At 65.7% G+C, this 25,851-nt stretch carries 19 protein-coding genes; 11 read left to right on the top strand and 8 right to left on the bottom strand.

Annotated features, from left to right (window positions below; translation table 11 throughout):
- Positions 1–44: 44 nt before the first annotated feature.
- The 3 genes from tssF to tssJ all read left to right on the top strand — a co-directional run bounded on the left by tssF (position 45) and on the right by tssJ (position 3,633).
- The gene (gene tssF / locus VSR34_RS00300; RefSeq protein WP_342961573.1) at positions 45–1,844 is read left to right on the top strand and encodes a type VI secretion system baseplate subunit TssF; all 1,800 of its coding nucleotides are present in this window, start codon (positions 45–47) and stop codon (positions 1,842–1,844) included.
- A gap of 77 nt (positions 1,845–1,921) precedes the next feature.
- Entirely contained in the window at positions 1,922–2,965 is a 1,044-nt protein-coding gene (gene tssG / locus VSR34_RS00295) for a type VI secretion system baseplate subunit TssG (RefSeq protein WP_342961572.1), read from the top strand.
- Positions 2,966–3,009: 44 nt separating this feature from the next.
- Positions 3,010–3,633 carry a type VI secretion system lipoprotein TssJ gene (gene tssJ / locus VSR34_RS00290; RefSeq protein WP_342961771.1) on the top strand — a complete coding sequence of 208 codons (624 nt, stop codon included), beginning with the start codon at positions 3,010–3,012 and terminating at the stop codon, positions 3,631–3,633.
- A 70-nt stretch (positions 3,634–3,703) separates the two neighbouring features.
- Here tssJ and VSR34_RS00285 read toward each other — a convergent pair whose 3' ends face one another.
- A complete protein-coding gene (locus VSR34_RS00285) occupies positions 3,704–5,008 on the bottom strand; it encodes an MFS transporter (RefSeq protein WP_342961571.1) in 1,305 nt (434 codons plus the stop codon).
- The gene (locus VSR34_RS00280) at positions 5,005–6,195 is read right to left on the bottom strand and encodes a M20 aminoacylase family protein (protein ID WP_342961570.1); all 1,191 of its coding nucleotides are present in this window, start codon (positions 6,193–6,195) and stop codon (positions 5,005–5,007) included. The genes VSR34_RS00285 and VSR34_RS00280 overlap by 4 nt, the downstream gene beginning before the upstream one ends.
- Positions 6,196–6,629: 434 nt before the next feature.
- On the opposite strand from VSR34_RS00280, the gene VSR34_RS00275 reads away from it, so the two are divergent.
- Positions 6,630–8,348, top strand: coding sequence for a tetratricopeptide repeat protein (locus tag VSR34_RS00275; protein WP_342961569.1), 1,719 nt, complete (start codon positions 6,630–6,632; stop codon positions 8,346–8,348).
- Between the two features lie 125 nt (positions 8,349–8,473).
- A complete protein-coding gene (locus VSR34_RS00270) occupies positions 8,474–9,427 on the top strand; it encodes a LysR family transcriptional regulator (RefSeq protein WP_238327979.1) in 954 nt (317 codons plus the stop codon).
- 21 nt (positions 9,428–9,448) lie between these two features.
- Here VSR34_RS00270 and VSR34_RS00265 read toward each other — a convergent pair whose 3' ends face one another.
- Positions 9,449–10,180, bottom strand: a complete 732-nt coding sequence (locus VSR34_RS00265) for a GntR family transcriptional regulator (protein WP_342961568.1) — start codon at positions 10,178–10,180, stop codon at positions 9,449–9,451.
- Positions 10,181–10,342: 162 nt separating this feature from the next.
- Between VSR34_RS00265 and VSR34_RS00260 the strand changes: the two genes are divergently transcribed.
- The 3 genes from VSR34_RS00260 to VSR34_RS00250 all read left to right on the top strand — a co-directional run bounded on the left by VSR34_RS00260 (position 10,343) and on the right by VSR34_RS00250 (position 16,055).
- On the top strand, positions 10,343–11,560 hold the full coding sequence (locus VSR34_RS00260; RefSeq protein ID WP_028232152.1) for an aminotransferase class V-fold PLP-dependent enzyme: 1,218 nt from the start codon (positions 10,343–10,345) through the stop codon (positions 11,558–11,560).
- 160 nt (positions 11,561–11,720) lie between these two features.
- Entirely contained in the window at positions 11,721–13,007 is a 1,287-nt protein-coding gene (locus VSR34_RS00255) for an MFS transporter (protein ID WP_342961567.1), read from the top strand.
- A 6-nt stretch (positions 13,008–13,013) separates the two neighbouring features.
- A complete protein-coding gene (locus VSR34_RS00250; RefSeq protein ID WP_342961566.1) occupies positions 13,014–16,055 on the top strand; it encodes an FAD-linked oxidase C-terminal domain-containing protein in 3,042 nt (1,013 codons plus the stop codon).
- Positions 16,056–16,059: 4 nt separating this feature from the next.
- Here the strand turns inward: VSR34_RS00250 and VSR34_RS00245 are convergent, their stop codons facing one another.
- The 3 genes from VSR34_RS00245 to VSR34_RS00235 are packed head-to-tail and all read right to left on the bottom strand — an operon-like array spanning position 16,060 to position 19,938.
- Positions 16,060–17,154, bottom strand: coding sequence for a serine hydrolase (locus VSR34_RS00245; protein WP_342961565.1), 1,095 nt, complete (start codon positions 17,152–17,154; stop codon positions 16,060–16,062).
- A 38-nt stretch (positions 17,155–17,192) separates the two neighbouring features.
- Positions 17,193–18,506: an MFS transporter gene (locus VSR34_RS00240; protein WP_028232149.1), complete on the bottom strand. Its 1,314-nt coding sequence runs from the start codon at positions 18,504–18,506 to the stop codon at positions 17,193–17,195.
- Positions 18,507–18,516: 10 nt separating this feature from the next.
- Positions 18,517–19,938, bottom strand: a complete 1,422-nt coding sequence (locus VSR34_RS00235; protein ID WP_028213464.1) for a M20 family metallopeptidase — start codon at positions 19,936–19,938, stop codon at positions 18,517–18,519.
- A 126-nt stretch (positions 19,939–20,064) separates the two neighbouring features.
- On the opposite strand from VSR34_RS00235, the gene VSR34_RS00230 reads away from it, so the two are divergent.
- Positions 20,065–20,973 (top strand): LysR family transcriptional regulator, encoded by a 909-nt coding sequence (locus tag VSR34_RS00230; protein ID WP_028213463.1) that lies wholly within the window; start codon positions 20,065–20,067, stop codon positions 20,971–20,973.
- A gap of 4 nt (positions 20,974–20,977) precedes the next feature.
- Here the strand turns inward: VSR34_RS00230 and VSR34_RS00225 are convergent, their stop codons facing one another.
- Entirely contained in the window at positions 20,978–22,291 is a 1,314-nt protein-coding gene (locus VSR34_RS00225; RefSeq protein ID WP_342961770.1) for a type II toxin-antitoxin system HipA family toxin, read from the bottom strand.
- A 419-nt stretch (positions 22,292–22,710) separates the two neighbouring features.
- Here VSR34_RS00225 and denD point away from each other — a divergent pair, with 419 nt between their 5' ends.
- A complete protein-coding gene (denD, locus tag VSR34_RS00220) occupies positions 22,711–23,688 on the top strand; it encodes a D-erythronate dehydrogenase (RefSeq protein ID WP_028213460.1) in 978 nt (325 codons plus the stop codon).
- Positions 23,689–23,761: 73 nt separating this feature from the next.
- Here the strand turns inward: denD and VSR34_RS00215 are convergent, their stop codons facing one another.
- Positions 23,762–24,778, bottom strand: a complete 1,017-nt coding sequence (locus VSR34_RS00215) for an NAD(P)-dependent alcohol dehydrogenase (protein WP_028232145.1) — start codon at positions 24,776–24,778, stop codon at positions 23,762–23,764.
- A gap of 113 nt (positions 24,779–24,891) precedes the next feature.
- Here VSR34_RS00215 and VSR34_RS00210 point away from each other — a divergent pair, with 113 nt between their 5' ends.
- Positions 24,892–25,827: a LysR family transcriptional regulator gene (locus tag VSR34_RS00210; RefSeq protein ID WP_342961564.1), complete on the top strand. Its 936-nt coding sequence runs from the start codon at positions 24,892–24,894 to the stop codon at positions 25,825–25,827.
- Positions 25,828–25,851: the final 24 nt, after the last annotated feature.

Genomic DNA, 25,851 nt, shown 5'->3' with positions numbered 1-25,851 from the left:
GGCTGCACGCGGACGAAACCAGTAACCACTGACAGGTCGCGATCGTGACAGACCCAACCCGAGACAACGAGATCCTGCGCTACTACGAGGCGGAAATGCGCTACCTGCGCGAGGCCGGCAAGGAGTTCGCGCAGGCGTTTCCCGATCGCGCGCGCGAGCTGGACCTTGACCGCGTGGGCGAGCGCGATCCGCATATCGAGCGGCTCTTCGAAGGCTTCGCCTTCCTGATGGGGCGGCTTCGCCACAAGCTCGACGACGAGCTGCCCGAGCTGACCGAGGGGCTCGTCAGCATGCTGTGGCCGCACTACCTGCGCATGATTCCCTCGCTCGCCATTCTCGAACTCATCCCGGAAAAGGGTGCGCTGCAAAAGCACGAGACGCTGGAGGCAGGTCTGGAGGCCACCTCCGATCCGGTAGGCGAGGGCAACGCCGCGACCGAGTGCGTGTACCGCACCACCCAGGCGGTCGACATGTATCCGCTGGCTCTGAGCGAAGCCGGGGTCTATGCGCGCGAGGACGGACGCTCCGTCATCCGCCTGCGTCTGGACATCCAGACGCAGACCGAACGCGCACGGCTTCAGGTGCCACGCCTGCGCCTGTACCTCAATGCGGACCGGCCCGTGGCGCTCTCCCTCTATGCCGCCCTCACGGCAAAGCCAGTGGCGATGCAGGTGCGTGTGCCCGGCTGGCCCGAAGACAGGCCGGGTGCGCCGGTCGCGATGCCGGGCCTGCGCCTCGCGGCCGCCGGGTTCGCAGCCGAAGAGCGCCTCTGGCCAAAGGCCGATAACGCGTTCGGCGGCTACCAGCTGCTGCTCGAATACTTCACGTTCCCCGAGAAGTTCATGTTCGTCGACCTGTTCGGACTCGATCTGCAGGCGATCCCTGCGTCGGCCACATCGGTTGACTTCGAGGTCGTGCTCGAGCGGCCTTGGCCGGACGACATGCGCTTCACTGCGGACAACGTCCGCCTCTATTGCACGCCGGTCATCAATCTCTTCACGGTTGGGGCCGATCCCGTGACGGTCACGCAGTACGAGACCGAATACCGCGTGCGCGCGCGGGCCGGGCACGGTTCGCTCATCGACATCTATTCGGTCGATGGCGTGGAGTATTTCGAGCGCGGCCAGCGCTTCGAGTACGTGCCTTTCGCTGCATTCAAGCATCGCGGCGGCATGCTGCGCCACGACATGCCTGAGCGCTACTACCACACCCGCATGCGGCGAGGCCCCTCCGGACGGTTCGATACGTGGCTCGTGCTCGGCGGCCATGCGTGGGACCAGGCAAATACCCTCCCCACGGAAACGCTGACGCTGTCGGTGACGGGCACCAACGGCATGCTGCCGCGCAAGGCCCTGCGCGAAGCGGGCATTACGCGCATGCGTGGGGGCTTCACCAACATTGGCGCGGTACGCAACCTCACCGCGCCCACGCTCCCGGTCTACCCGCCCACGGGCGACCGGTACCATTGGCGCGTGCTCTCCCATCTTGCGCCGAACTATCTGTCGCTGCTCGACGCGGAGATCCTGCGCGGCTCGCTCGCGCTCTACGACTGGACGGATGGCGAGCTCAACAGCCGGCGCATCAACGCCATCACCGACGTGCGGCACCGGCCGCTCAGCAAGCTCGTGAAGGGCGGGCTGATGCGCGGCGTGGAAATCACCGTCACGCTTGATGCGGGGCGCTTTGCCGGCGATGGAGACCTCGAACTTTTCGGCAGCATGCTCAACCGCTTCATTGGCCTCTATGCGACGCTGAACCTCTACACCAGGCTCGTGATCGTGTCCCAGCCGACGGGGCGGCGAATCGAATGGCCCGAAACGAAGGGCGAGGGGGCGCCGTTTTGAACGCACGTACGATGCGCGCGGCTGCGCCGGGCAACATGGCACCTTTGCTGCCAGCGCTATTCGCCCAGGCAACGCGGATGAACTTCATCCGTTTCTGCGAATTGCTCGAACTGGCCGCACCGGATATGCCGTCCCTGGGAACGACGGATTCGCCCGCAGCGGACCCGGTCCGGTTTCGCTCGCGTGCGCAACTCGGTTTTCCGGGCCGCGAGATCGATGCCGTCCGATACGACATCGACAATCCCACAGGCCCGCCGTCGGTGGTGACCACATTCCTTGGGCTCTATGGCGTCGATGCGCGCATGCCCGCGTATTTCGTCGACGAGATCGCGCAGCACCGCGGCGGGGCGGAGCCGCTGTCGGCGTTTCTCGACATCTTTCATCACCGCATCGTCACGCAGCTCTACCGTGTCGCGCGCAAATACCGGTACCCGGTCGGCTTCAGGCGGGACGGCACGGACCCGGTATCGCGCTATTTGCTCAGCTTTGCCGGCTTTGCGTTCAGCGCACCCACGCGCACCACCGTTTCGATCCCCAACCTCTCTCCCGCCACAAGCGGCGATGAGCGGAAATCCGCCGGTGCACGCCAGAGGCTCGCAGAACTGACCGACAAGCGCCGGTTGCTCTCGATGCTCGGGCTCGCGATGCAGAAAACGCGCACGGCCGAAGGGCTGGCAGGCGTGCTGCTGCATGCCGTGCCGGACGCCTCGATCACGGTCGAGGAATTCCATCCGGTCTGGCGCGAAATCACTGACTTTGAGGCGGCAGCGCTCGGTGAACAGTGCCTGCTCGGCCGCGGTTTCCACGACCGTGCGAACGTGGTCCGCGTGGTGATTACGCCGGCTTCGCGTGAAACCGTGCTGTCGCTCGTGCCGGGGCAGGCCACCCATCGCGAGATCATGACGCTGCTGCGGTTCTATCTCGGCTACGAAAGCGAAGCCGATCTGGAAATGCACGTGCGCGCGGACCTGATGGCCAGGCCCACGCTCGAGCCGCGCCAGGCAATCCTGGGTTTTACCGCGCAACTGGAAGCGCCGGTCCAGCCCTCGGGTGGCGCGCCGGTGGGCATCACGCGCGTACAGCTCGGTCGCTGGAGCGGAGCAGAGGAAGCAAACGCATGAGGAACACCAATATGAACGGGGGCATCCTCGAAAAGGACAAGAAAATGAAACGCGCGTCAAGTCACGCCATTCTCGCGATTGCGATGTTGTCGGCTGTTGCTACAGCCGGATGCGGTGTTGCACAGGCAGTCGGCGACAGTACCGTGAATGCCGCGAAATGGGCCTTCACGACCCAGGTCAAGTCGATGAACGTGGATCTCTCCGGTCGTGCGTCGCTTAACGCGGACGTCCAGGGACAATCGCTCTCGACGGTCGTACGTTTCTACCAGCTCAAGGACGCCAGGACCTTCACACAACTCAATTATTCGCAACTGCAGTCTGACGATCTGAACCTGCTCAAGGCGGACCTGCTGGCCACGAAGGATGTTGTGCTGCGACCGGGCGCGAGCGCGAGTCTCAGCGAACCGATGGACCCGGATGCCCGAGTCGTGGGTGTGGTCGCGTTTTTTCGGGAGCCGGTACAGGACAGGACGTGGAAGCTCACCGTCCTGAAGAAGCAGTGGAAGAAAACCGACCCGGTGAAGATCGAGGTCAACGGCAACGAGCTGGTGCTGGTAGGGGCGGACTCCCAGCCGGTCAAGCGCGACGCACCCCAGCAGGCCGTACCGCCAAACCCCGCGTCGGTGACGGCGCCAGGCCCGCAGTCCGGCGCACGCAGGCAGGGCTGAACAGCATCGGACGACGCCTTTCCTGCGACCGGATCGCGTCGTACGACCTAGCCAGGCCTGAAGGGCGTGCTCAATCAATCGCCTTGTTGCCGGTTTCCTCGAACATCGAAACGGCAATGAGCGAGATCAGCACGCAGCCGATCATGTACCACGCGGGCGCCATCTTGCTGCCTGTCACGTGGATGAGCCAGCCGGCCACGAGCTGTGCCGTGCCCCCGAACACCGAGACGGAAATCGCATAGGCGCTCGACATGTAACCCGCCCGCAGATGCTTCGGAAAGTTCTCCGGCATCAGCGCGTAAGCGGGCGCCGAGCCCATCGTGTAGCAGAGCATGAGCGCGATGAGCGCGGCGAGCACGACCGGCAGCGACGGAAAATGCGTCATGATCCAGAACGCCGGATAGAGCAGCAGAATCAGTGCGATGCGGCCGATCACCGTGAGCGGCTTGCGACGGCCCATGCGGTCCGACCACGCGCCGTAAATCGGGCACATCACGAGCGAGATCGTGCTCGACGCCACGCCCGCGAGGATCGACATTTTAGGTGGCAGTCCCAGGTATTGGATGCAGTAGGTCGGCATGTAGTACATCATCACGTACGTCGAAACCGACATGCCCATGATCGCGAAGATCGTGAGGAACCAGTTGCGCACATACAAACCGCGCTTCGGATCGTTGCGGTCCGCCACGACGCGCTGCGCTGGCGGCTCCTCGCGAATGTGCCGGCGCAGATAGATGCCGACGGGCGCGATCAGCGTGCCGAGCAGGAACGGAACGCGCCAGCCCCAGCTGTGCATCGTCTCGGCGGAAAGCAGAAAGCCGAGACTCGCGGCCAGGCCCGAACCGAGCAGCGCTGCCGCGCCCTGGCTCGCGAGCTGCCAGCTTGCACGAAAGCCGCGGCTTGCCTGGCCGCCCATTTCCAGCAGCGTGGCCGTTGCCGCGCCGAACTCGCCGCCTTGCGCGAAGCCCTGCACGAGGCGGGCCACGACGATCAGCACGGGTGCGGCAAGACCGATCTGCGCATAGGTGGGCGCGAGCCCAATGGACGCCGAGCCCACCGCCATCAGCAGGATGGTGAGCGTGAGCGCCGGCTTGCGGCCTGCGCGGTCCGCGTAGCGGCCGAGCACGATGCCGCCGAGCGGCCGCATGACGAAGCCCACCGCGAAGACGGCGAAGGCGAGCAGCAGCGACGTGACCTGGCTGTCAGCCGGAAAGAACTGATGGCCGATCGTCAGCGCGAAATAGCTATAGACGGTGAAGTCGAAGAATTCGAGCAGGTTGCCGATCACCGCCGCAAGGACGATCTTGCGCTGCTCGCCGGGTGCGAGCGGGGCGGCTTCGGCCGCTTTGAGAAGCGTTTCGGTCGTGGTGTTCATGCGCGGTCCTTGTCGAGGAAGCGTTCGACGAGACGCGTCCAGAAGGCGGCGCCGATCGTCAGGTTTTCGTCGTTGAAGTCGTAGCGTGCGTTGTGCAGCATCGGCTTGCCTTCGCCATTGCCAAGGCGTACGAAACAACCGGGGCGCTGCTGCAGGTAGTACGCGAAGTCCTCGCTGCCTGCAATGGGTGGAAACGGCGCGATGACGTGCTCGGGCCCGAGCAGCTCCTCGGCCACCTGGCGGGCGAATTCGGTTTCGGCTTCGCTGTTGATGAGCACCGGATAGCCGCGGATGAAGTCGATCTCCACCGTCGCGCCGTAGCTGCGCGCCTGCGCGTCGACGATCGCGCGAATGCGCGCTTCGAGCGTGGCGCGCACCTCGGGCGAGAACGAACGCACGCTCATTTCCAGCACGGCGTCTTCGGGAATCACGTTTGGCGCGTGGCCCGAGCGGAACGCGCCGACGGTCACGACCGCCGCTTCATTGGGATCGACGTTGCGCGACACCACCGACTGCAAGGCCATAACGATGCTGCTGCCCACCAGTACCGGATCGATAGCCAGATGCGGGCGCGCCGCGTGGCCGCCGCGACCGTGAACGCGCAGCTTGACGGTGTCGCACGCGGCCATGAGCGGACCGGCGCGAAAGCCGAACGTGCCAGCAGGCACGCCCGGATGGTTATGCAGCCCGAAAATGGCGTCGCACGGAAAGCGCTCGAACAGGCCGTCGGCGATCATGCGCTCGGCGCCGCTGTCGGCGCCCGCTTCTTCGGCGGGTTGGAAGATCAGGTGCACGGTGCCATCGAAATTGCGCGTCTTCGCGAGCTGGCGCGCCGCGCCGAGCAGGACCGTCGTATGGCCGTCGTGGCCGCACGCGTGCATCTTGCCGTCGTGAACGCTCGCGTAGTCGAGGCCGGTCAGCTCCTGGATGGGCAGCGCGTCCATATCGGCGCGCACCCCCACCGTACGCGTGCCCGTGCCCACCTTGAGCGACGCCACGACACCATGCCCGCCTACGTTGCGCGTGACCTCGTAGCCCCAGGCTTCGAGCTTGCCTGCAACGAAACGCGACGTGTTCGCTTCCTCGTATGACAGTTCGGGGTGCTTGTGGATGTGATGGCGAATCTCGTCGAGTTCGGGGCGGGCGTAGGCCAGGTCGGCGACTTCGCAGTAGCAGCGAGGGCTCACGAAGGGGGCTCCTTGTATTTGGAACAGGGTGTGAGGGAAAAGACAAGCGCCGAGTATTGCACCGTCGAAAAACTCGACCCATGACTGAAATGCACTGAAAACGTTGACTATAGGTCAACGTTCGGCGATGGCGCTGCCCCCTTGATGTCCGGACGTCTTGGAGCCACGTTTCGGACGATGCACGGACAGCGATGCCGCGCCACGGACCCAGCGCTTTTCTGATGGTATGCAGCCAACATTGTTCCGAAGAACCGTCGCCGCAAGACCGACAGACGGACTGCGCGAGCGCCGGCGCTAAAGCTTGTCTCGCCCGTCCCGCAAGGCGTTGCGGGCGCTGGCACGGACAATGCAAAAGCCCCGTCGCGCCGACTGAAACATCCACCACACCGGATGGCGGTATCCCCGTTCGTCGAGGCGCGCTTCAGGAGACCGAAATGAATTTGCTTGCCCATATCAAGAATGCGGGCATCGCTCTGCTTGCGGGGGTCGGGCTGTGCCTCTTCGCCTATGAAGTATTCGTGCGCGGACCCGAGACACTCATCGAGCCGATTTACCTGTCGCAGCAATTCAAGGAACGCGGCTACTCGGAAGAGGAACTGCAGCACATATTGGTCGATACGTTCGACGAGTTGCGCGGCGTGGCCAGATCCGTCACGCCAAGGTCTTCGGACAACGTGGTGGCTTCCGGGCTCGAACTCCCGGATATCCCCATCCCTGGGACGGGTTCTTCGGTGCGTCCGCTGGTCGAGTATGCGCGATCCCTGCTGGAAAAAGATGCCTCGGTATCCGCGAGCGTGACGGGGTCGACAGCCGTCTTTTCGGTGATGGTCACGTTGCGCGAATCACACGGCGATGTGCTGTCCTTCGATCTCTCCAGTCCCGGAGTGGCGGTTTCCAGGGGGGAATCCGGTAGCGGACAAGCACGCCATCTTGCAGCGGAAACCAACGCTCTCAGGGACGTGATGCGTAACGCCGCAAAGGAAATCCTGAATCGCCAAAGCCCGCTGACTTACGCGGGCTATCTCACGCAGACGGAGCAGTTGCGATGCATCGAACACGGCCTCGCCTGCGATTTTCGGAAAGTGCGCGAGCTTTATGAACGGATGGCTGCCCGAGAAAGCGATGACAAGCATGGGGTGGCGAACGCGGCATGGGCGCATCTCGCGCTCGCCAAGCTCGATGTGTTCGACCACAACCTGGCGGGCGCAATCCGTCACGCCCGGCAGATTGTGGAGCGCAGCGAGTCAGATCCCAACTGGGTTACCGCCAAGCCATGGGCGTACTACAGCTGGGGCGTGGCGCTCAACGATCTCGGTTGCTACGAAGAGGCCGCCGATGTACTGCAGCAGGCGGTGACGCTCAACCCCCGCTATGCCGCCGGCTACAACGCGCTCGCCCGTTCCTGGCTGGCGCTGGCCACTGCGCAGAGCGACGCCGGGCTGCGGGCCTCCGCTGGAACCTCTGCCTTGCACGACTATCGCAGGGATGCGCTGGATATGCTCCAGCTTGCAATCGAACTGGATCCGGGTTATCAGGAAGCCTATGTGAATCGAGGCGACGCGCTGAGGCTACCGCGTCTCACTCCAAACTATCGGGAAGTTGATTTCCCGAATCGGGGCGACGCGGCTATGCCGGCGCGGCTGACGTCCGCCGATCGTCGTCCCGCATGGCTGGAAGCCTCGGAGGCGAACGACGCCGAAGATGCGCGCAAAGCTTACCGTGATGCGGTCGCCCTGAATCTGGACACGGCGGGGCGCGCGTATGAGCGGCTGGTCGCGATGCACGACACCGCTTTTCTGAGCGTCAAGGAGCGGATTACGAGGCAACAACCTCGCTGCAAAATGGGCATGGTGCGCTCGCTCAGCGAAGCATGGGGATGCACCGATGCGTCGATGGATTCCCCGCCCAGCGGCAAAGGCCGCCTCAAATACACCGCATTCCAGCGTGACGCAAGTCAGCAGGCTGTCTGTCGCGATCCGGATGCGATCCTGCGCGATAGAACGCTCCCGAAGCTCCCCGGCGACAGCCATGCGAAGATCATCGCGGCGCGTGCGGCACCCGCGATCTCGGCGCAGACGACCGGCCAGGCGCCAGTCGAACTGCTGCGCAGGGTGTCGGGGCGTGGTAATCCGGCCGCTGACGCCGACCTGTAAGATCGCGGGAGATTCCAACGAACCGGCTTACCGTGTACCGGCACGCGGTAAGCCCACAATCGGTCTTTTCGCCGGCGGCCTTGACTGACAGGATCAACGGCGAGCCAACAAAAGGGAGCGGTGCAGTGCGGGGAAAGGGAGAGCATGAGGGCGCGCCGCAAGGCGTGATCGAGGACATCGGCGAGCGGCCGCTGCGCTATCTCGCCGAGATCGCCGCGGCGGGAGGCGTGCGCATGGCCGCGGAGGCGCTGGGCATCAATGCCTCGGTGATCAGCCGCCAGGTGGCCGCGCTGGAGCGGCGGCTGCGCTTTTCGCTGATCGAACGTCGTGGGCGCAACGTGGTGGTGACCGAGATCGGCCAGCTGCTCGTGGATCACTATCGCGACGGCCAGCGTCGTCAGCGCGATCTGGCGACGCGGCTGGAAGAGTACCGGCATCTGAAGCGCGGGCGCGTGGCGCTCGGCGTGGGCGAGGGTTTCATCGGCAACCTGGTCGCGCGTGCCCTGCAGCGTTTTTCGATGACGTATCCGGACATTCTCGTCGAGATCCGGTCGGGGCCGACGCCCGTCGTGCTTTCCCTCGTGCGCGACGACATGGTCGATATCGGCCTGTGCACGCGCACCGCAGACGACCCCGCTTTGCGCATTCATCCGTTCGCGTCGCGCCCGCTTTGCGCGCTCGTGGCGCCGTCGCACCGTTTTGCGAAGATGCAGAAGGTGCCGCCCGCCGAACTCGCCAGTGAGCGCCTCATTTTCATGACCGAAGCGTTCGGCGTGCAGCACTTCGTGCAGTCGCTGTTCGACGACGCGCGCCTGAACGTGATTCCCGCCTATCGCGTCGATCTCTTCAACACCGCGCAGACGCTCGCGGCCGCCGGGCTCGGCGTGGCGTTCATGTCGTCGATCACGGCGCGCCGCGGCATCGACCTGGGCGAACTGGTGGCCGTGCCGATCGATCATCCGATCGCGGCGGGCTTTTCGAGCCAGATGGTCACGCGCGTGGGCCGCAGGCTTTCCCCAGCCGCCGATCACCTGAGAAAGCAGCTCGCGCAGAGCTTTCTGGAAACGGCCACGAAGTAAGATCGTTGCGCGCGCAGCGAATCAATTGTCCTGCTGATCGTGCGCGGCCGGCGATTCTCCAATCCTCAGGACTGCGTCGCGTTTGGCGAGCAGATGCTGGCGCAAAATTGCGGCGAGCCGCTTGCCGTCGCGCGCGTCGAGCGCCTCCAGCATCTGCGTGTGCTCGCGGATCGCGCGGTCCCACTTGGGCGTCTCGAAGTTCGAGCGAAACCGCAGCGCCTGCAGGCGGCGGTTCACCGCGATATAGGTCTGCCGCAGCGCCGAGTTGCGCGCCGCTTCGTTGATCTTGTCGTGAATCGCCTGATTGCGGCTGTAATAGCCGGCCAGGTCGTTCTGCGCGCGGCAGGCGAGCATGGCGTAATGCAATGCCTTGATCTCGGCGATCTCGGCTTCGGTGATCCGCTCGCAGGCAAGCTCCCCCGAAAACGCTTCGAGCCCGCTCATGAGTTCGAACGTCTCGCGCAGTTCCGCCTCCGACATCCTGGAGACCGATGCGCCGCGATTCGGCGAAATCTCGATCAGCCCTTCGGACGCGAGCACTTTCAGCGCCTCGCGCAGCGGCGTGCGCGAAATGCCCAAGGTCTCGCACAGTTCGCGTTCGTTGAGCTTGCGGCCGGGCTCCAGCACGCCTTCCACGATGAACCGCCGCAGATGGTCGACGACCGTGTCGTGGAGTTGCTGGCGCGCAATGGGCGGCAGCTCTGGGGCGATTGCCGGGCTCGCGACAGCGGGTTTCAGGTTCGGATTTTGCATACAAAAGGCAATGCCATCGATTTTCACCGAATTTTAGCTGAGGGACAGAACTTCAACGAGGGCGACAGCGCTTGGGGTAAACCACATCGGAATTGTCTGTGTACGCGTTGGCTGAGCGGATTATAGTTTTTTGCATGCAAAATTCAAAACAGGAGCGCTTGCATGCCGAAGCTCGATTTCCACCCCGCCGGCCGCCATTTCCTGCAGATTCCCGGGCCGAGCCCCGTGCCCGATCGCATCCTGCGCGCGATGAGCTATCCGACCATCGACCATCGCGGCCCGGAGTTCGGCGCGCTCGGGCTCAAGGTGCTCGAAGGCATCAAGAAGATCTTCAAGACCCAGCAGCCGGTCGTGATCTATCCGGCCTCGGGCACGGGGGCGTGGGAAGCGGCGCTCACCAACACGCTGAGTCCCGGCGACACGGTGCTGATGTACGAAACGGGTCATTTCGCGACGCTGTGGAAGCAGATGGCCGAACGCCTTGGCCTGAAACCGGAATTCCTCGGTCTGCCCGGTATCGAAGGCTGGCGGCGCGGCGTGCAGGCCGACATGATCGAAGCGCGCCTGCGCGAGGACACGCAGCACGCCGTCAAGGCCGTCTGCGTGGTGCATAACGAGACCTCGACGGGCGTGACCTCGGACATCGCCGCGGTGCGCCGCGCGATCGACGCAGCGGGGCATCCGGCGCTGCTGCTCGTGGATACGATCTCGGGTCTCGCGAGCGCGGACTACCGGCACGACGAGTGGGGCGTGGACGTGACCATCTCCGGCTCGCAGAAGGGCCTCATGCTGCCGCCGGGCATCAGCTTCAACGCGGTGTCGGAGAAGGCGCTCGCGGCGAGCGAGGAGGCGAGGCTGCCGCGCAGCTTCTGGGGCTGGGCCGAGATCATCGAGATGAACAAGAGCGGCTACTGGCCGTACACGCCGAACACGAACCTGTTGTACGGCCTTGCCGAGGCGCTCGACATGATCGAGGAAGAAGGCCTCGACAATGTGTTCGCGCGGCATCGACGGCTGGGCGAAGCGTGCCGGCGCGCGGTGCGTGCGTGGGGCCTCGAGATCCAGTGCGCCGACCCCGCCGTGTACAGCCCCGTGCTCACCGGCGTGATGATGCCCGAGGGCGTGGATGCGGATGCGGTGCGCAAGATCATCTACGAGCGCTTCGATCTCTCGCTCGGCACGGGCCTCGGCAAGGTGAAGGGCCGCATGTTCCGCATCGGGCATCTCGGCGACTGCAACGACCTCACGCTGCTCGCGGCGCTGGCCGGCTGCGAGATGGGGCTGCGCATCGCGGGCGTGCCCCTGAAGGACAGCGGCTTGCCTGCCGCCATGGCGTATCTCGCGGCGCAGCCCAACGTGGTGTCGCTGAAAGCCGCCTGAATCGAGGCGTGCTTCCAGGCGTGCTTCCGTGCGTGATTGCGCGCCGCGCCCGGGGCGCGGCACGAAGCGCGAGCGAATGACAGGCGACAGGCAGCTCCCATGCCCGAGGCTCCCAAAGAAGAGCGACGCGGCCGATAGAACCAGACAACGGAGACAGACGATGAAACGGTATCGATTGACGAGCGCGAGCAGCATCGTGCTGATCATGCTCTGCATCATGTACTTCATCACCTACCTCGACCGGGTGAACGTGAGCACGGCGGCGGCGGGCTTCGGCAAGGAGTTTCAGCTCTCGCATACGCAGGTGGGGCTGGTCTTTTCGGCGTTTGCGTATCCGTATCTGCTGTTTCAGATCATTGGCGGCTGGGTGAGCGACCGCTTCGGCGCGCGCCGCACGCTGCTCTTTTGCGGCGCGGTGTGGGGCGTGGCGACGGTGCTCACGGGCATGGCGGGCGGCCTCGCCACGCTGCTCGCGGCGCGCCTCTTGCTCGGGTTCGGCGAGGGCGCAACGTTTCCCGCCTCGACCTCGGCGATGTCGCGCTGGGTCGCGAAGGAGCGGCGCGGGTTCGCGCAGGGCGTCACGCATTCGGCGTCGCGCATCGGCAATGCGGTGGCACCCGCGGTGGTCGTGCTCGTGATGGCGCGCTACGGCTGGCGCGAATCGTTCTTCGTATGCGGGGCGTTGAGCCTGCTGTGGGTGGTGGTGTGGGCGTTCACGTTCACCGAGCATCCGAAGGATCACCCGCGCATCACCGAGGCCGAGCTTGCCGTTCTGCCGCCGCCCAAGCCGCGCGCGACGGGCCTGCCGTGGATGGCGCTCTTCAGGCGCATGATTCCGGTGACGATCGTCTACTTCTGCTACGGCTGGACGCTGTGGCTCTTCCTCAGCTGGATTCCGCAGTACTTCCTGCACAACTACCACCTGCAGCTGGGCAAGTCGGCGATCTTTGCCTCGGCGGTGTTCTTCGCGGGCGTGGTGGGCGACACGCTGGGCGGTCTCGTGACCGACTGGCTCTTCAAGCGCACGGGCAACCTCAAGCGCGCGCGCAGCTGGATGGTGTCGGTGTGCATGCTCATTACGCTCATCGTGCTGGTGCCGCTGATGTTCGTGCACGATCCCGTCATTTCGATGGCGTGTCTCGCGGCGGGCTTCTTCTTCGCCGAAATGACGATCGGGCCGATGTGGGCGATTCCCATGGATATCGCACCGCAATTCTCGGGCACGGCGAGCGGCATGATGAACACGGGCTCGGCGCTCGCGGCGATCATCTCGCCGGTGGTCGGCGGCTTTCTGATCGACCGCTTCGGCAACTGGGATCTGCCGTTCGTGGGCAGCATGGTGCTGATGGGGTGCGGTGTGGTCCTTGCGTTGCGCATGCAGCCCGAGAGCCGCTTCGAGCTGGGCGGCAAGCCTGGAGACGCCGCGGTTTCGCATCAGCGAGTGTGAATCCCGATGGAAGACACACGTTCCACCCGCGCGCCAGGCATGCTCGTCAAGCCCATTCATCTCGTTCCATCGAGCGCGGGCCGTGGCTCGCCCCTCGCGCGGCGCCTGCGTGACGCGCTGCGCGGCGACGTGCTCTTCGACGCCGCGAGCCGCGGACGCTACGCAACGGATGCTTCGATCTACCAGATCCTGCCCATCGGCGTGGTGGTGCCGCGCGATCAGGACGACCTGCGCGCGGCGCTGGACGTCGCGCGCGTCGAGCACGCGCCCGTGCTGGCGCGCGGGGCGGGCACGAGCCAGTGCGGGCAGACGGTGGGTGAAGCGCTCGTGATCGACACGTCGAAGTGGCTCAACAACATCGTCGATTTCGACGCCGATGCGCGCACCGTGACCGTCGAGCCGGGCGTCGTGCTCGATCATCTGAATGCGTGGCTCAAGCCGCACGGGCTGTGGTTCCCGGTGGACGTATCGACCGCGGCGCAGTGCACGATCGGCGGCATGGCGGGCAACAACTCGTGCGGCTCGCGCTCGATCGAATACGGCAACATGGTGCACAACGTGCTCGGCATCGACGCGATTCTCGCGGATGGCACCGAAGCGCGCTTCCAATCCCTCAAAAGCCCGCACGAAGGCGCGCGCCTGGCGGCGCTGCTCGAAGGCCTGCAGCGCATCGCCACGCGCGAGCGCGGCGAAATTGCCGAGCGCATGCCGAAGGTGCTGCGCCGCGTGGCCGGCTACAACATCGACCTGTTCGACTGCCAGAACCCGCTCGCCTATACCGACGACGGCGTGGCGAATCTCGCGCATCTGCTCGTGGGATCGGAAGGCACGCTGGCATTCAGCCGCCAGATCACGCTGAAGCTGGCGCCGCTGCCGGCGCATAAGACGCTGGGCGTGGTGAGCTTTCCGACCTTCCGGCACGCGATGGACGCGGCGCAGCATATCGTCAGGCTCGAGCCGACGGCGGTCGAGCTGGTCGACCGCACGATGATCGAACTCGCGCGGGGCAATCCCGGTTTCAGGCCGGTCATCGAAAAAGCACTGGCGGGCAGGCCCGATGCGATTCTGCTGGTCGAATTCGCCGGTGATGAGCACGATGCGCAGGTTCGCCGGCTGGGCGAACTGACCGCGCTGATGGGCGACCTGGGCCTGCCCGATTCGGTCGTGAAGATGACCGATGCGAACGAGCAGAAGGCGCTGTGGGAGGTGCGCAAGGCGGGCCTGAACATCATGATGAGCATGAAGGGCGACGGCAAGCCGGTTTCGTTCATCGAGGACTGCGCGGTGCCGCTCGAGCATCTCGCCGGGTACACGAGCCGCCTGACCGACATCTTTCACAAGCACGGCACCGAGGGCACCTGGTACGCGCACGCGAGCGTCGGCACGCTGCACGTGCGCCCGATACTCGACATGCGCCGCGACGGCGCCGCGAAAATGCGCGCGATAGCGGAAGAGGCCGCGGAACTCGTTCGCGAGTACAAGGGTGCGTTTTCGGGCGAGCACGGCGATGGCCTGTGCCGCGGCGAATGGATTGCCTGGCAGTACGGACCGAAGCTCAACGCGGCATTTTCCGAGATCAAGCAGCTATTCGACCCCGAGAACCGTTTCAATCCCGACAAGATCGTGCGGCCGCCGAAGATGGACGACACGAAGCTGTTTCGTTTCCCGCCCGGCTATCGCGAACGACAGATGCGCCCGGAACTCGACTGGTCGGCGTGGGACGTGCGGCGCGATCCGTTGTCCGGCGTGCAAACGCCGCCGGGCAGCGGCGACGATGTGACCGGCGGCCTCGCGAAAGCGGTGGAGATGTGCAACAACAACGGACACTGCCGCAAGTTCGACGCAGGCACGATGTGCCCGAGCTACCGCGTGACGAAGGACGAGCAGCACGTGACGCGCGGCCGCGCGAACACGCTGCGGCTCGCGATTTCGGGGCAGCTCGGCGAAGACGGTCTCGCGAGCGCCGACGTGAAAGACGCGCTCGATCTGTGCGTCTCATGCAAGGGCTGCAAGCGCGACTGCCCGACCGGCGTGGACATGGCGAAGCTCAAGATCGAGGCGCGCGCCGCGTGGAGCGCGAAATACGGCATGACGCTGCGCGAGAAGCTGATTGCGTATTTGCCGCGCTATGCGCGGCACGCCGCGAAGGCGGGCTCGCTCGCGGAGGTGGCCGCGCGTATTCCGCTCGTCACGGCATGGGCGAGGCGAGTTGTCGGCTTCGCGCCGCAACGCTCGCTGCCGCAGTTCCAGCGTTCGTTTCTTTCCGAAGTCTCGGGCGTTGCGGGGGCGAAACGTGACTCGGCGGCGGCAAGCAAAGAAGTGGTGCTGTTCGTCGACACGTTCAACGACAACTTCGAGCCTGAAAATGCACGCGCCGCGCGCCGCGTGCTCGAAGCGGCCGGCTATTTCGTGCATTTCAACGTGCGCGGCGACGAACGCCCGCTATGCTGCGGCCGGACGTTCCTCGCGGCGGGGCGGGTAGCCGAAGCGAAGCGCGAGGCGAGGCGGCTGCTCGATACGCTGATGCCGTTCGTTGAGCGCGGCGTGTCGATCGTCGGCCTCGAACCGTCGTGCCTGCTCTCGATGCGCGACGAGTTCCTGCAATACGGTTACGGCGACGAGGCGCGCAAGCTCTCGGCCGCTGCGTTGCTGTTCGAAGAGTTCCTCGTGCGCGAGAAGAGCGCGGGCCGTCTCGACCTGCCGTTGCGCGAACTCGATGCGCCGCGCGCCTGGGTGCACGGCCACTGCCACCAGAAGGCCTTCGACGCCTTCCTTCCGGTGCTCACGGTGCTGGGCTGGATTCCGGGCCTCGACGTCAAGCCGATCGAATCGTCGTGCTGTGGCATGGCGGGGAGCTTCGGCTACGAAGCGGAGCACTACGAGGCCTCTCGGGCGATGGCCGAACTGTCGCTCTTGCCTGCCGTGCGCAAAGCCGGTCGCGCCGATCTCGTGGTGGCGGACGGCACGAGTTGCCGCCACCAGATCCACGACGGGGCGAACACGTCGGCCCTGCATGTGGCGCGCGTGCTGGAAATGGCGCTGCGATAACGCGCTAGTGCGCGAGTGTGCCGGCGCTCTGGCGCGAGCGCACGGCGTCGATGGCGCGCAGCATCTTGCCGAAGAACGCATCCGCGAACGCCGAGTCGAGCCAGCGCACGATCAGCGCGATCCTGCGTTCGGGCTCGATCCACATGAACGAGCTGCCCGCGCCCACGCCGAAATAGCTCGACTCCGGCACGCTCGGGAACACGCGCTGCCCGGTGTTGAGCCAGACCAGCGAGCCATAGAACGGAGCCAGCGCGCATGGCGTTCTCATGCGCGCGATCCATTCGCTCGACAGCACGCGGCGGCCCCGGGCCACGCCGTCGTCGAGCAGCATCTGCGCAACTTTGAGCTGATCGTTCGCGCTCACCGACATGCCGCCGCCCCAATGCGAGCCGCCGGGTACCGACTGCACGCGCCTGCCGCCCATATCGATCCACGCGTCGTCGTAACCGACCCATTGCCAGTTCTCGCTCGCACCGACGGGCCGCATGATCGCTTCGCGAAACACCTCGGGCAACGAGCGGCCGAACAGATGCAGGAGCGCGAGCGAAAGCTGATTGATGCGCACGTCGTTGTATTCCCAGTACGTGCCGGGCTGCTGCAAGGGGCGCAAATCGCCTTTCTTTCCGTTCGGCGGCTCGCCGAACGTCACGGCCCGATAATGATCGGCCTGATCCGAAAGGCCGAAGCACGTGCCCTGCCATTCGCTCGTCTGCTGCAGCAGGTGCGTCCACGTGACTGGCGCATTGTGATCGTCGTCGAAGCCGATGCCCGGCACGCGCAAGCGTACCGGCTCATCGGGATCGGGCAGGAGGCCGCGGTCGTGCGCGACACCGGCGAGCAGCGCGAGGTACGTCTTCGCAATGCTGAACGTCAGGTCGGGCCGATCGGGCTCGCCCCACTGCGCGAGCAGGCGGCCCTCCACGGCTACCGCGCCCGACACCGGGCCGCGGTCGTGAATGGGGCCGAGCAGGCGGTTCCAGGGCGGCGGGTCGTTCACGTGCACGCCGAATTTGCCATCGGCATTGCGGTCCCATGCCGATTCGTGATCGACGGAAAACTGAATGGCGTCCTGAACGTCCTGCGGCAAATCGTTTTGCATACGTACGTGTTTCCTTTTTCTTTGCGTCGCGTTGCGGTTCAGCGTGCGCCCAGGCGCGCCCGCGCCCAGATCAGCGTGACGAGACTCACGACTGACGCGAACATGAGCCAGAGCCCCGGCGCGAGATTGTTGCCTGTCGCCGCAATGAGCGACGCGACCGCGAGCGGGGTGAAGCCGCCGAACACGGTGGTGCCGATGTTGTACGCGAGCGCCATGCCCGTCGTGCGCGTGCGCGTAGGGAAGAAGTCGGCCATGAGCGCCGGAATCGCCGCGAAATAGGTGACCTTGAGCACTGCGATCCAGATCACGGCGGCCAGCAGCATGAGCAGCGACGGATGAGCGTTCAAGAGCAGGAACGCGGGATAGACGGTGAGGAAGAACAGCACGCCCGCACCGAACATGAAGCGCGTGCGCCCCACTTTGTCCGACCAGTGGCCGACGATCGGCGTGAGCACGATGGCGATGATGCCGGCAACGAGCGTGGCGATGAAGCCCGACGTGGGTGCGAGGCCGAGCTGGCGGGCGGCGTAGGTCGGTATGTAGAGGAGTACGTATTGCGCCGACGTGGTCAGCACCAGCACGCCGATCGAGGCAAGCACGCGCGCCTTCTGTGTGGCGAGCAGCTCGCGTACGGGCGACTCGGCTTTTTCGACGCGCTCGAATTCGGGCGTTTCGTCGATGCGTTTGCGGATATACAGACCCACCGGACCGATCAGCACACCGAACAGGAACGGAATGCGCCAACCCCAGCCTTCGAGTTGCGGCTGCGTGAGCATGCCCGTGAGCACGGCGCCGAACAGGGAGACGAGCAGCGTGCTCGCGCCCTGACTCGAAAACTGCCAGCTAGACATGAAGCCGCTGCGGTGCGGCGCGTGCTCGACCAGGAAGGCCGTGGAGCTGCCGAACTCGCCGCCCGCCGAAAAGCCTTGCAGAAGACGCGCCGCAAAAATGCCGATGGGCGCCAGTATGCCGATCGTCGCGTACGTGGGCATCAGCGCGACCATGCCGGTGCCGATCGTCATCATCGCGATGGAGAGCATGAGCGACGCCTTGCGGCCCTTGCGGTCGCTGTACGAGCCGAGCACGAGTGCGCCGAACGGCCGCGCGAGGTACGAGAGCGCGAACGTGCCGAGCGTGAGCAGCAGCGACATCGTGGCGTCGTGGACGGGGAAGAAGAGCTTCGAGAGCGTCGACGCGAAATAGCCGTACGCGAGCAGATCGTAGAACTCGAGCGCGTTGCCGATCGAGGTGGCGAGGATCAGGCGCGAAACTTTTTTTCCCGACGACGATTGCGCTGCGGCCTCTTGCCAGGGTTCGCTGCCGTGATGCGCAGGTACGGAATCGATGCTCATGGCGAAGTCCTCATGCAAGCGTTGTCGGAATCTGCGGTGCGGGATTGGACGCGCCGGCCTCTCTTGCGCCGAGGTCCCAGAAGAGGCCGGCCATGATGCGCAGCCCGTCGCGCACGACCGGCCCGAGCAGATGCTCGTCCGGCGCGTGCTGGGAGCAGCCGGGGTACGAATGCGGCACCCACAGCGTGGGCATGCCGAGCACGTCGGCGAACACGTCGTTGGGCAGCGTGCCACCCAGATTGGGCAGCAGCACGGGCTCTTCTCCCGTGGTCTCGCGCAGCGAGCGCAGCGCCCACTGCACCCAAGGGTTGTCGGGATCGACGCGCGTGGCGGGCGCGCCGCGCTCCACCTCGAGTTCGACCCTGGCGAAGCCGTGCGCATCGAGATGGGCACGCACGATGCGCTCGAGGTTCTGCCAGTCCGTACCCACTACGAAGCGGATCTGCATATACGCGATCGCATGCGGCGGGATCGCATTGACGGGCTTCTCGGGGTTACCCGTGCGAAACGCCAGCACTTCGAGCGTGTTCCAGCCGAACACGCGCTCGGTGGGTGTGAGGCCCGGTTCGCCATAGTCGCGATCGACCTCGGGCTCGCCGGGATTGCCGCCCACGCGGATATCGGCGAGCGCGCGGCGCACGGACTCGGGAATGGGCGGCGGGCGCAGGCCTTCCACGCGTATCGCGCCGTTCGCGTCGACCATCGAGGCGATCGCGCTGGCGAGCACGACGCCCGGATTGCGCAGCAGCCCGCCCCAGTTGCCCGAATGATGGCCGCCTTCGCGCAGCGTCAACTCGAGCTTGAAATTGACGACACCGCGCGAGCCGAGAAAGATCGTGGGCCGATGCGCCGAGAGGCGCGGGCCGTCGGAGGCGATCAGCACGTCGGCGCACAGTTCGTCGCGCAGCTGCGTGCACAGTTCGTGCAGCCCCGGCGAGCCGACTTCCTCGCCCGTTTCGAACAGCAGCTTGAGGTTGAAGCCCAGCTTGCCGCCGCGCGCGTCGAGCACGGCCTTGAGCGCGGCGAGATTGATGCTGTGCTGGCCCTTGTTGTCGGCGGTGCCGCGGCCGTACCAGCGCTCGCCGTCGACGGTGACGTCCCACGGTGTGAGGCCGTCGCGCCATTGCGCGTCGTAGCCGCGCACCACGTCGCCGTGGCCGTAGCTCAGCACCGTAGGCAACGCGTCGTCTTCATGGCGATGGGCGATGAGGAACGGGCCGGCGCCCTGGACAGGATTGCTCACGACGCGGCAGGTGAAGCCCCATTGCGTGAGCAGCGGCGCGAGTTCGTCGTCCAGATAGCCGCGCAGTCTCCCGGCGCTGGCCGGCTCTTGGCTCTCCGTGCGATACGCCACGCGACGGCGCAGGTCGTCGAGGAAACGGCCCGAATCGAATTGGCCGGCGGCGGCTTGAATGGCGAAGTCACGAGTCAACGGCGTAGCTCCTGTCACGGAAACGAATGGAATCGATCCTGCAACCGCCGATATTTCTGCACAATTACAATATTTGCGACCCATCGTTGCCGAAACGGCAAAGCGAACACAACCGCGCCCATCGACATGGACAACACCGCACTGCGCTATTTTCTGGAAGTGGCCCGCAGCGGCTCGCTGAGCAAGGCGTCCGAGCGGCTCTTCGTGGCCGTCTCGGCGCTGAGCCGCCAGATCGCCCGCCTCGAAGAAGAACTGGGCACGCCGCTATTCGAGCGGCGCCCGCGCGGCATGGTGCTGAGCGAGGCGGGGCGCATGCTCGCCGAGCACGCGCGGCGCAGCGTGCTCGAAACGGAGCGTGTAGTCGGCGAGATTCGCGGGTTGAGCGAGGGCGGCCGCGCGACGATACGCGTCGCCAGCTCCGAAGGCCTCGCGCCGGAGTTTTTGCCGCACGTGTTCGCGCACTTTCTGAAGACCCATCCGCAAACGCATTTCCAGCTGGATGTCTCGGAACCGTCTGTTGCAACGCAGCGCGTGAGAGAGGGGACGGCCGATATCGCGCTGTGCTTCAGCCTCGCGCCGGAGAAGGAAATTGCCGTGCACTATTCGCAGCGTGCGCCGATTTTCGCGCTCATGCGGCGCGATCATCCGCTGGCGGCGCGCGAGTCGCTATCGTTGCGCGAGCTGCTTCCGTGGCCGGTGGCGATGCACAACCAGGGCGTGACGATCCGGCAGCTCTTCGATATCGCGTGCAGTCTCGAAGGGCTCATCTTCGAACCGGTGTTCGTGAGCAACTATCACGTTGCATTACAAAGGTTCGTACGCCTGACCGATGCGGTTACATTCACCGGTTTTCTGACCGTGCGCGGCCGTCTCGAAGTGGAGGGGCTTGCCGCCGTGCCGCTCACGAACCCGGAACTGCACCAGCGCACGCTGCAGATCCAGACGATGGCGGGCCGCACGCTGCCGCAAGCCATGCAGGCCTTTCTCAGTCTCCTCACGCGTGCAATCGATGACGAAGCGCTTGCTGGCGGCTAAATTCTCAGCAGCCGAGCCTGGTCGCGAGCCTGCGCATGCCCGCGAACACGGCTTCGGCCACGTCCATGGGGAACGTTGCAGGAATCCGTTCCGAGACCGCTTCGATCACGCGAGGCGTGCGGGCCGCCACGTCCGCGAGCATCTGCTCGACGTCCTGCGCGGCGAATCCCACGCGCTGACCTTGCGCGATCCAGTGGCGCGGATAGATCTCCTCGACGCGGTAGTGCCGGTTGCGCCCCCGCACGGCCATCGCGAGACTCACGCGCTGCGGCGCGATATGGTTGCGGCCGCGGCCGATGATGGGGTGGGCGGATAACACGTCGTAGAGCGGCGTGGCCGCGTACTCGCTGCCGGGCAGCAGCGCGATGCTGTAGTTCTTCGCGTGGCCGTCCGTTGCCGCGAGCAGCCAGAAAACGATCTGCGTGACGAAGAAGTGGCGGCGGTCTGCCGCGGCCTGCGCGGAGCCGTCGAGCACTTGCATGATCGCGTCGATGCCGGGGCCGCCGTCGGCTTCGTATTTGGCGAGCCCGGACGTGCCCGTGGCCTGGCAGAGGTCCTCCTGCGGCAGGCGCACGATCCATTTGCCGTCGCGGGAAAGGCGCCGGTCGAAGCGCTCCACGACTAGCGTTTTCACTTCCTCGAACTGCGCGATCTCGCACGGCGCGACAGGCAAACCGTAGGCGGCGATGATCTGCGTGCACAGCCATTCGTTTTCCACCGAGGTGCGCATGTCGGCGCGCATGTTGCCGACGAGACCGAGCGGCAGCTTCAGGATGTGCGTGGTCGGCGTGCTCCCTTCGGGAAGCAGCCACTGTCCGCCATGACGCAACAGCGCGGTCTTTTCCTGCGCCCCGGCAATCGAGAGGCGCAGGCTGTCCACGGTTTCGCGCTCTCCGGCGTGCGGTGCGGCCGTGGTTTCGCGCAGCAGTTGCGCGATCTCCGCTTCGCTCAGCGCGCGTCCCTTGATGGCCCGCAGGCCGGTGGGCGCTTCTCCTGCGGGAAGGATCTGCAGCGCGCCCACGCAGTCGCGGCCGAGCGCGGCGAGCAGTTCGAAAGGCGAGGTGCCGCCGGTCTGGTAGCGCGCGGCGATGCGTCTGCGGATGCGGTCGCTGTCGGGCAGCAGATTGTCGAAGTAGTCCGTCACGAGCGGGCCGCGGTACGGCAGGTTGCCGGGCGTGAACGGCAGCGAAAGCGAAAGCGGGCGGCCTTGCTCGTCGTCGATCCAGCTGTCGAGGTACGTCAGGCGTTCGTTGCCGCGCGCACTCTCCCAGTAGCCCACGGGCAGGCCGTTCATCCACAGATCGAGCTGGTTGGGCAGGCGGGGGCGCGGCGTAGTCGAATACAGTTTATACGTTGTAAAGACGAAATACAAACCATAGCCTGTAATCGCAGGATACAGAACACGCGCTGTATCGCGTGGCAGCCCGGTGTCAAGCCGATGGTGATCAATCCCGTAAGAGTGCAACTAACTGCCTGTCGCAACTCCCCCATTCCTTCGCCGCTTCGCGGCCAACTTCATTCATCAGGCCATTGGGAACGCGCAGCCAGGCGCGCAAGGAGGCACACGATGTCACCATCGCTTAGGCGCCCAGCCCCCGCTGGCGCAGGGCACGCGCATGCCACGCCTGGGTGCGGCGAAGCACATCGCGCACTTGCGGGTTTCGTCAAAAGGTAAGATCATCATACAACTTTTGACGGAGCGGTCCGCCGCCATCCCATAGAACGAAGGAGACGACGATGGAAATCGTGGTGACCGGCGCCGCCGGTTTTCTGGGCCAACGCCTGATTCGGACACTGCTCGCGCGCGGCGAGCTGACCGGCCCCGATGGCCGTGCGCAACGCATCGCGAAGATTCGCGCATTCGACGTGGTCGCGCTCGAAGGTATCGACGACGCGCGCGTCGAAGTACTCACCGGCGACATCAGCGACACCAGTCAGATCGAAGCCCTGATCGGCCCTCGCACGGCCAGCGTGTTCCATCTCGCGGCAATCGTGTCGGGCCAGGCCGAGCAGGAATTCGACCTGGGCATGACGATCAACTTCGACGCCACGCGCGCGCTCTTCGAGCGCATTCGCGCGCTGCAAACGCGTGCGCGTTTCGTGATGACGAGTTCGGTCGCCGTGTTCGGCGGCGATCTGCCGCCGACGGTCGAAGACACGCACGTCTGGTCGCCCAGGAGTTCCTATGGCACGCAGAAGGCGCTCTCGGACCTGCTGCTCGCCGACTACAGCCGGCGCGGCTTTCTCGACGGACGCAGCCTGCGCATGCCTACCGTCGTGGTGCGCCCTGGCAAGCCCAACCGCGCCGCGTCGAGCTTCGCGAGCGGCATCATCCGCGAGCCGATCAACGGCATGGATGCGGTGTGCCCTGTCGCGCCCGATACGCTGCTCTGGCTCATGTCGCCGGACCGGGCCGTGGAAAACCTCGTGCATGGTCACGAGTTGCCCGCCGAACGCCTGAGCGAAGGGCGCGTCATCAATATGCCGGGGCTTTCGGTGACCGTGAGCGAAATGCTCGATTCGCTGCGCCGCATCGCAGGCGACGCCGTGGCGGGGCGCGTGCGCTTCGAGCGCGACCCTGCCATCGAGAAGATCGTCAACTCCTGGCCCGGCAACTTCTCGGCGACGTATGCGCGCTCGCTCGGCTTCGTTTTCGATGCGAACTTCGACGATGTCGTGCGCGCATTTATCGAACGCGACGCTGCCGTTCGCTGAGCTTCATGTCGCGTCATGACGCCGACCACGCGCCGCTAACCGTACACGGTTAGCGGTCGTTCGAGCTAACGCATCAAGCCACGCGAATGACCACCTTCCCGAAGTGCTTGCCGGCCTCGAGCCACGCATAAGCCTCGGGAGCTTCATCGAAGCCGAACACGCGATCCACCACGGGGCGGATCTGTTGCGCCGCCACCAGCCGCGTAACGTCCTCCAGCATCGCGCGGCTGCCGACCATGATGCCGTGCAGCCGCTTCATGCCGCCGATCACGGACAGCAGCCCAAGCTCCGGCCCTGCGAAACTCGTCACGCCGCCGATGATGGAAACGAGCCCGCCCATCTTCGTAGCGGCGACCGAGCGCGGCAGCGTATCGCGTCCGCCCACCTCCACGACGATATCCGCGCCTTCGCCGCCGGTCAGACGCAGCACTTCGTCCTGCCACTCGGGGTGCGAACGATAGTTGATCGTCTCGCTCGCGCCCAGCGCGCGGGCGCGTTCGAGTTTCGCATCGCTCGACGAAGTGATGATGGTTCGCAGTCCGGCCGCGTGGGCGAGTTGCAGTGCCCAGATCGATACGCCGCCGGTGCCGAGCAGCGCCACCGTCGCGCCGGGCAGCGCGTGGCCATCGGCGAAGATCGCGTTCCAGGCCGTGACGCCGGCGCACGAAATCGTCGCGGCTTCCTCGTAGCTCAGGTGCGCCGGAATCGCGACGAGCGAGCTTTCCGTGGCGACGAAACGCTCGGCGAGCACGCCGTCGAATTGCGCGCCCGCCGACTCGCGCACTTTGGACGGCGCGGGAGCGCCGTCCGCCCAGTGCGGGAAGTACGTGTTGATCACGCGGTCGCCCGGCTTGAAGCGCGTGACGGCCGCGCCGACTTCGACCACTTCACCCGCGCCGTCGGCGACCGGCACGAGCGGGGCATCGCCGAGACCGAGGTAATCGCCGCGCGCGAACATCAGGTCGCGATAGTTGAGCGAAGCCGCGTGAATCTTCACGACCACGTCGTGCGCGCCGGGCGTGCGCGGCGTGAAGTCCGTGCGCGCGAGTGCGCCATAGCCGCTCCCGGCCTTCAGTTTCCATGCCTTCATTGACTGCTCCAGTACGAGTGGGAGCCCTTATGGTAGTGTTGCTTGCAAGGCGACATTGGTGAGATTGTGGATGACAACTGTCGCTGCTACGGATACAAAAAGGAAGTGAGGAAATGAGCGATCGCTTGAGCGGCGTAGCCGAATTCGTGGACGTGGTGGATGCGGGCAGTTTCTCGGCAGCCGGCGAGCGCCTGGGCGTGACGCGCTCGGCGGTCGCGAAGATCGTGGCGCGGCTCGAGCAGCGTCTGGGCGTGCGCCTGCTGCAGCGAACCACGCGCAGCCTGAGTCTCACCGACGAAGGCCATGCCTACTACGAACAGTGCCGTCGCGTGCTGGGCGAGCTGGGCGCCGTGGAAGCCGCGTTCGAACACGGCCGGCGTGAGCCGTCGGGACGCCTGCGCATCACCGCGCCGGTGCTGTTCGGGCGCCAGTGCGTGGCGCCCGTGGTGCGGCGGCTCGTGGAGCAGCACCCGCGCCTGAACGTCGAACTGTCGTTCAGCGACCGCGTGGCCGATCTCGTCGAAGACGGCTTTGATCTGGCCGTGCGCATCGGCGCGCTGCCCGATCACGGCACGCTCGTCGCGCGCCGGCTCGGCGTGCAGCACATGGGCATTTGCGCTTCGCCTGCGTATCTCGCGCGCCACGGCAAGCCCGCGGACGTCGCGGCGCTCGCCACGCACACCGGTATCGCGTATGGCCGAGCCGGTCAGAATGCGGTCTGGCGCGTGCGCGGCCCGGGCGGCGACGTGCAGGAGTGCCGGCTCGCGTCGCGGCTGTGCTTCGACGACCTGCTGGCGATTGCCGACGCGGCCGCCGGCGGCGCCGGTCTCGCGTGGTTGCCGTGCTGGCTCATGGGCCCGTATTTGCGCGACGGCCGCCTCGAACTCGTGATGGACAGCAACACCGTGCTGGGCGACGAAGTCCACGTCGTGCGGCAGAAGGCGCGGCACATGCCTTCGAAGGTACGCGTGGCCGTGGATGCACTCGTTGCCGACGTCTCGCGCATGCTTGGCGCCGATCCGGAGCAAGCGCAACTCCACGAAAGCTGAGGAGATGCGGCCGGGTTTTGCACG

Source organism: Paraburkholderia sp. JHI2823 (assembly GCF_038900695.1).
Classification (GTDB): Bacteria; Pseudomonadota; Gammaproteobacteria; order Burkholderiales; family Burkholderiaceae; genus Paraburkholderia; species Paraburkholderia mimosarum.
Note: the sequence above shows the minus strand (reverse complement) of the source record. Positions and strands in the feature narration are given on the sequence as shown.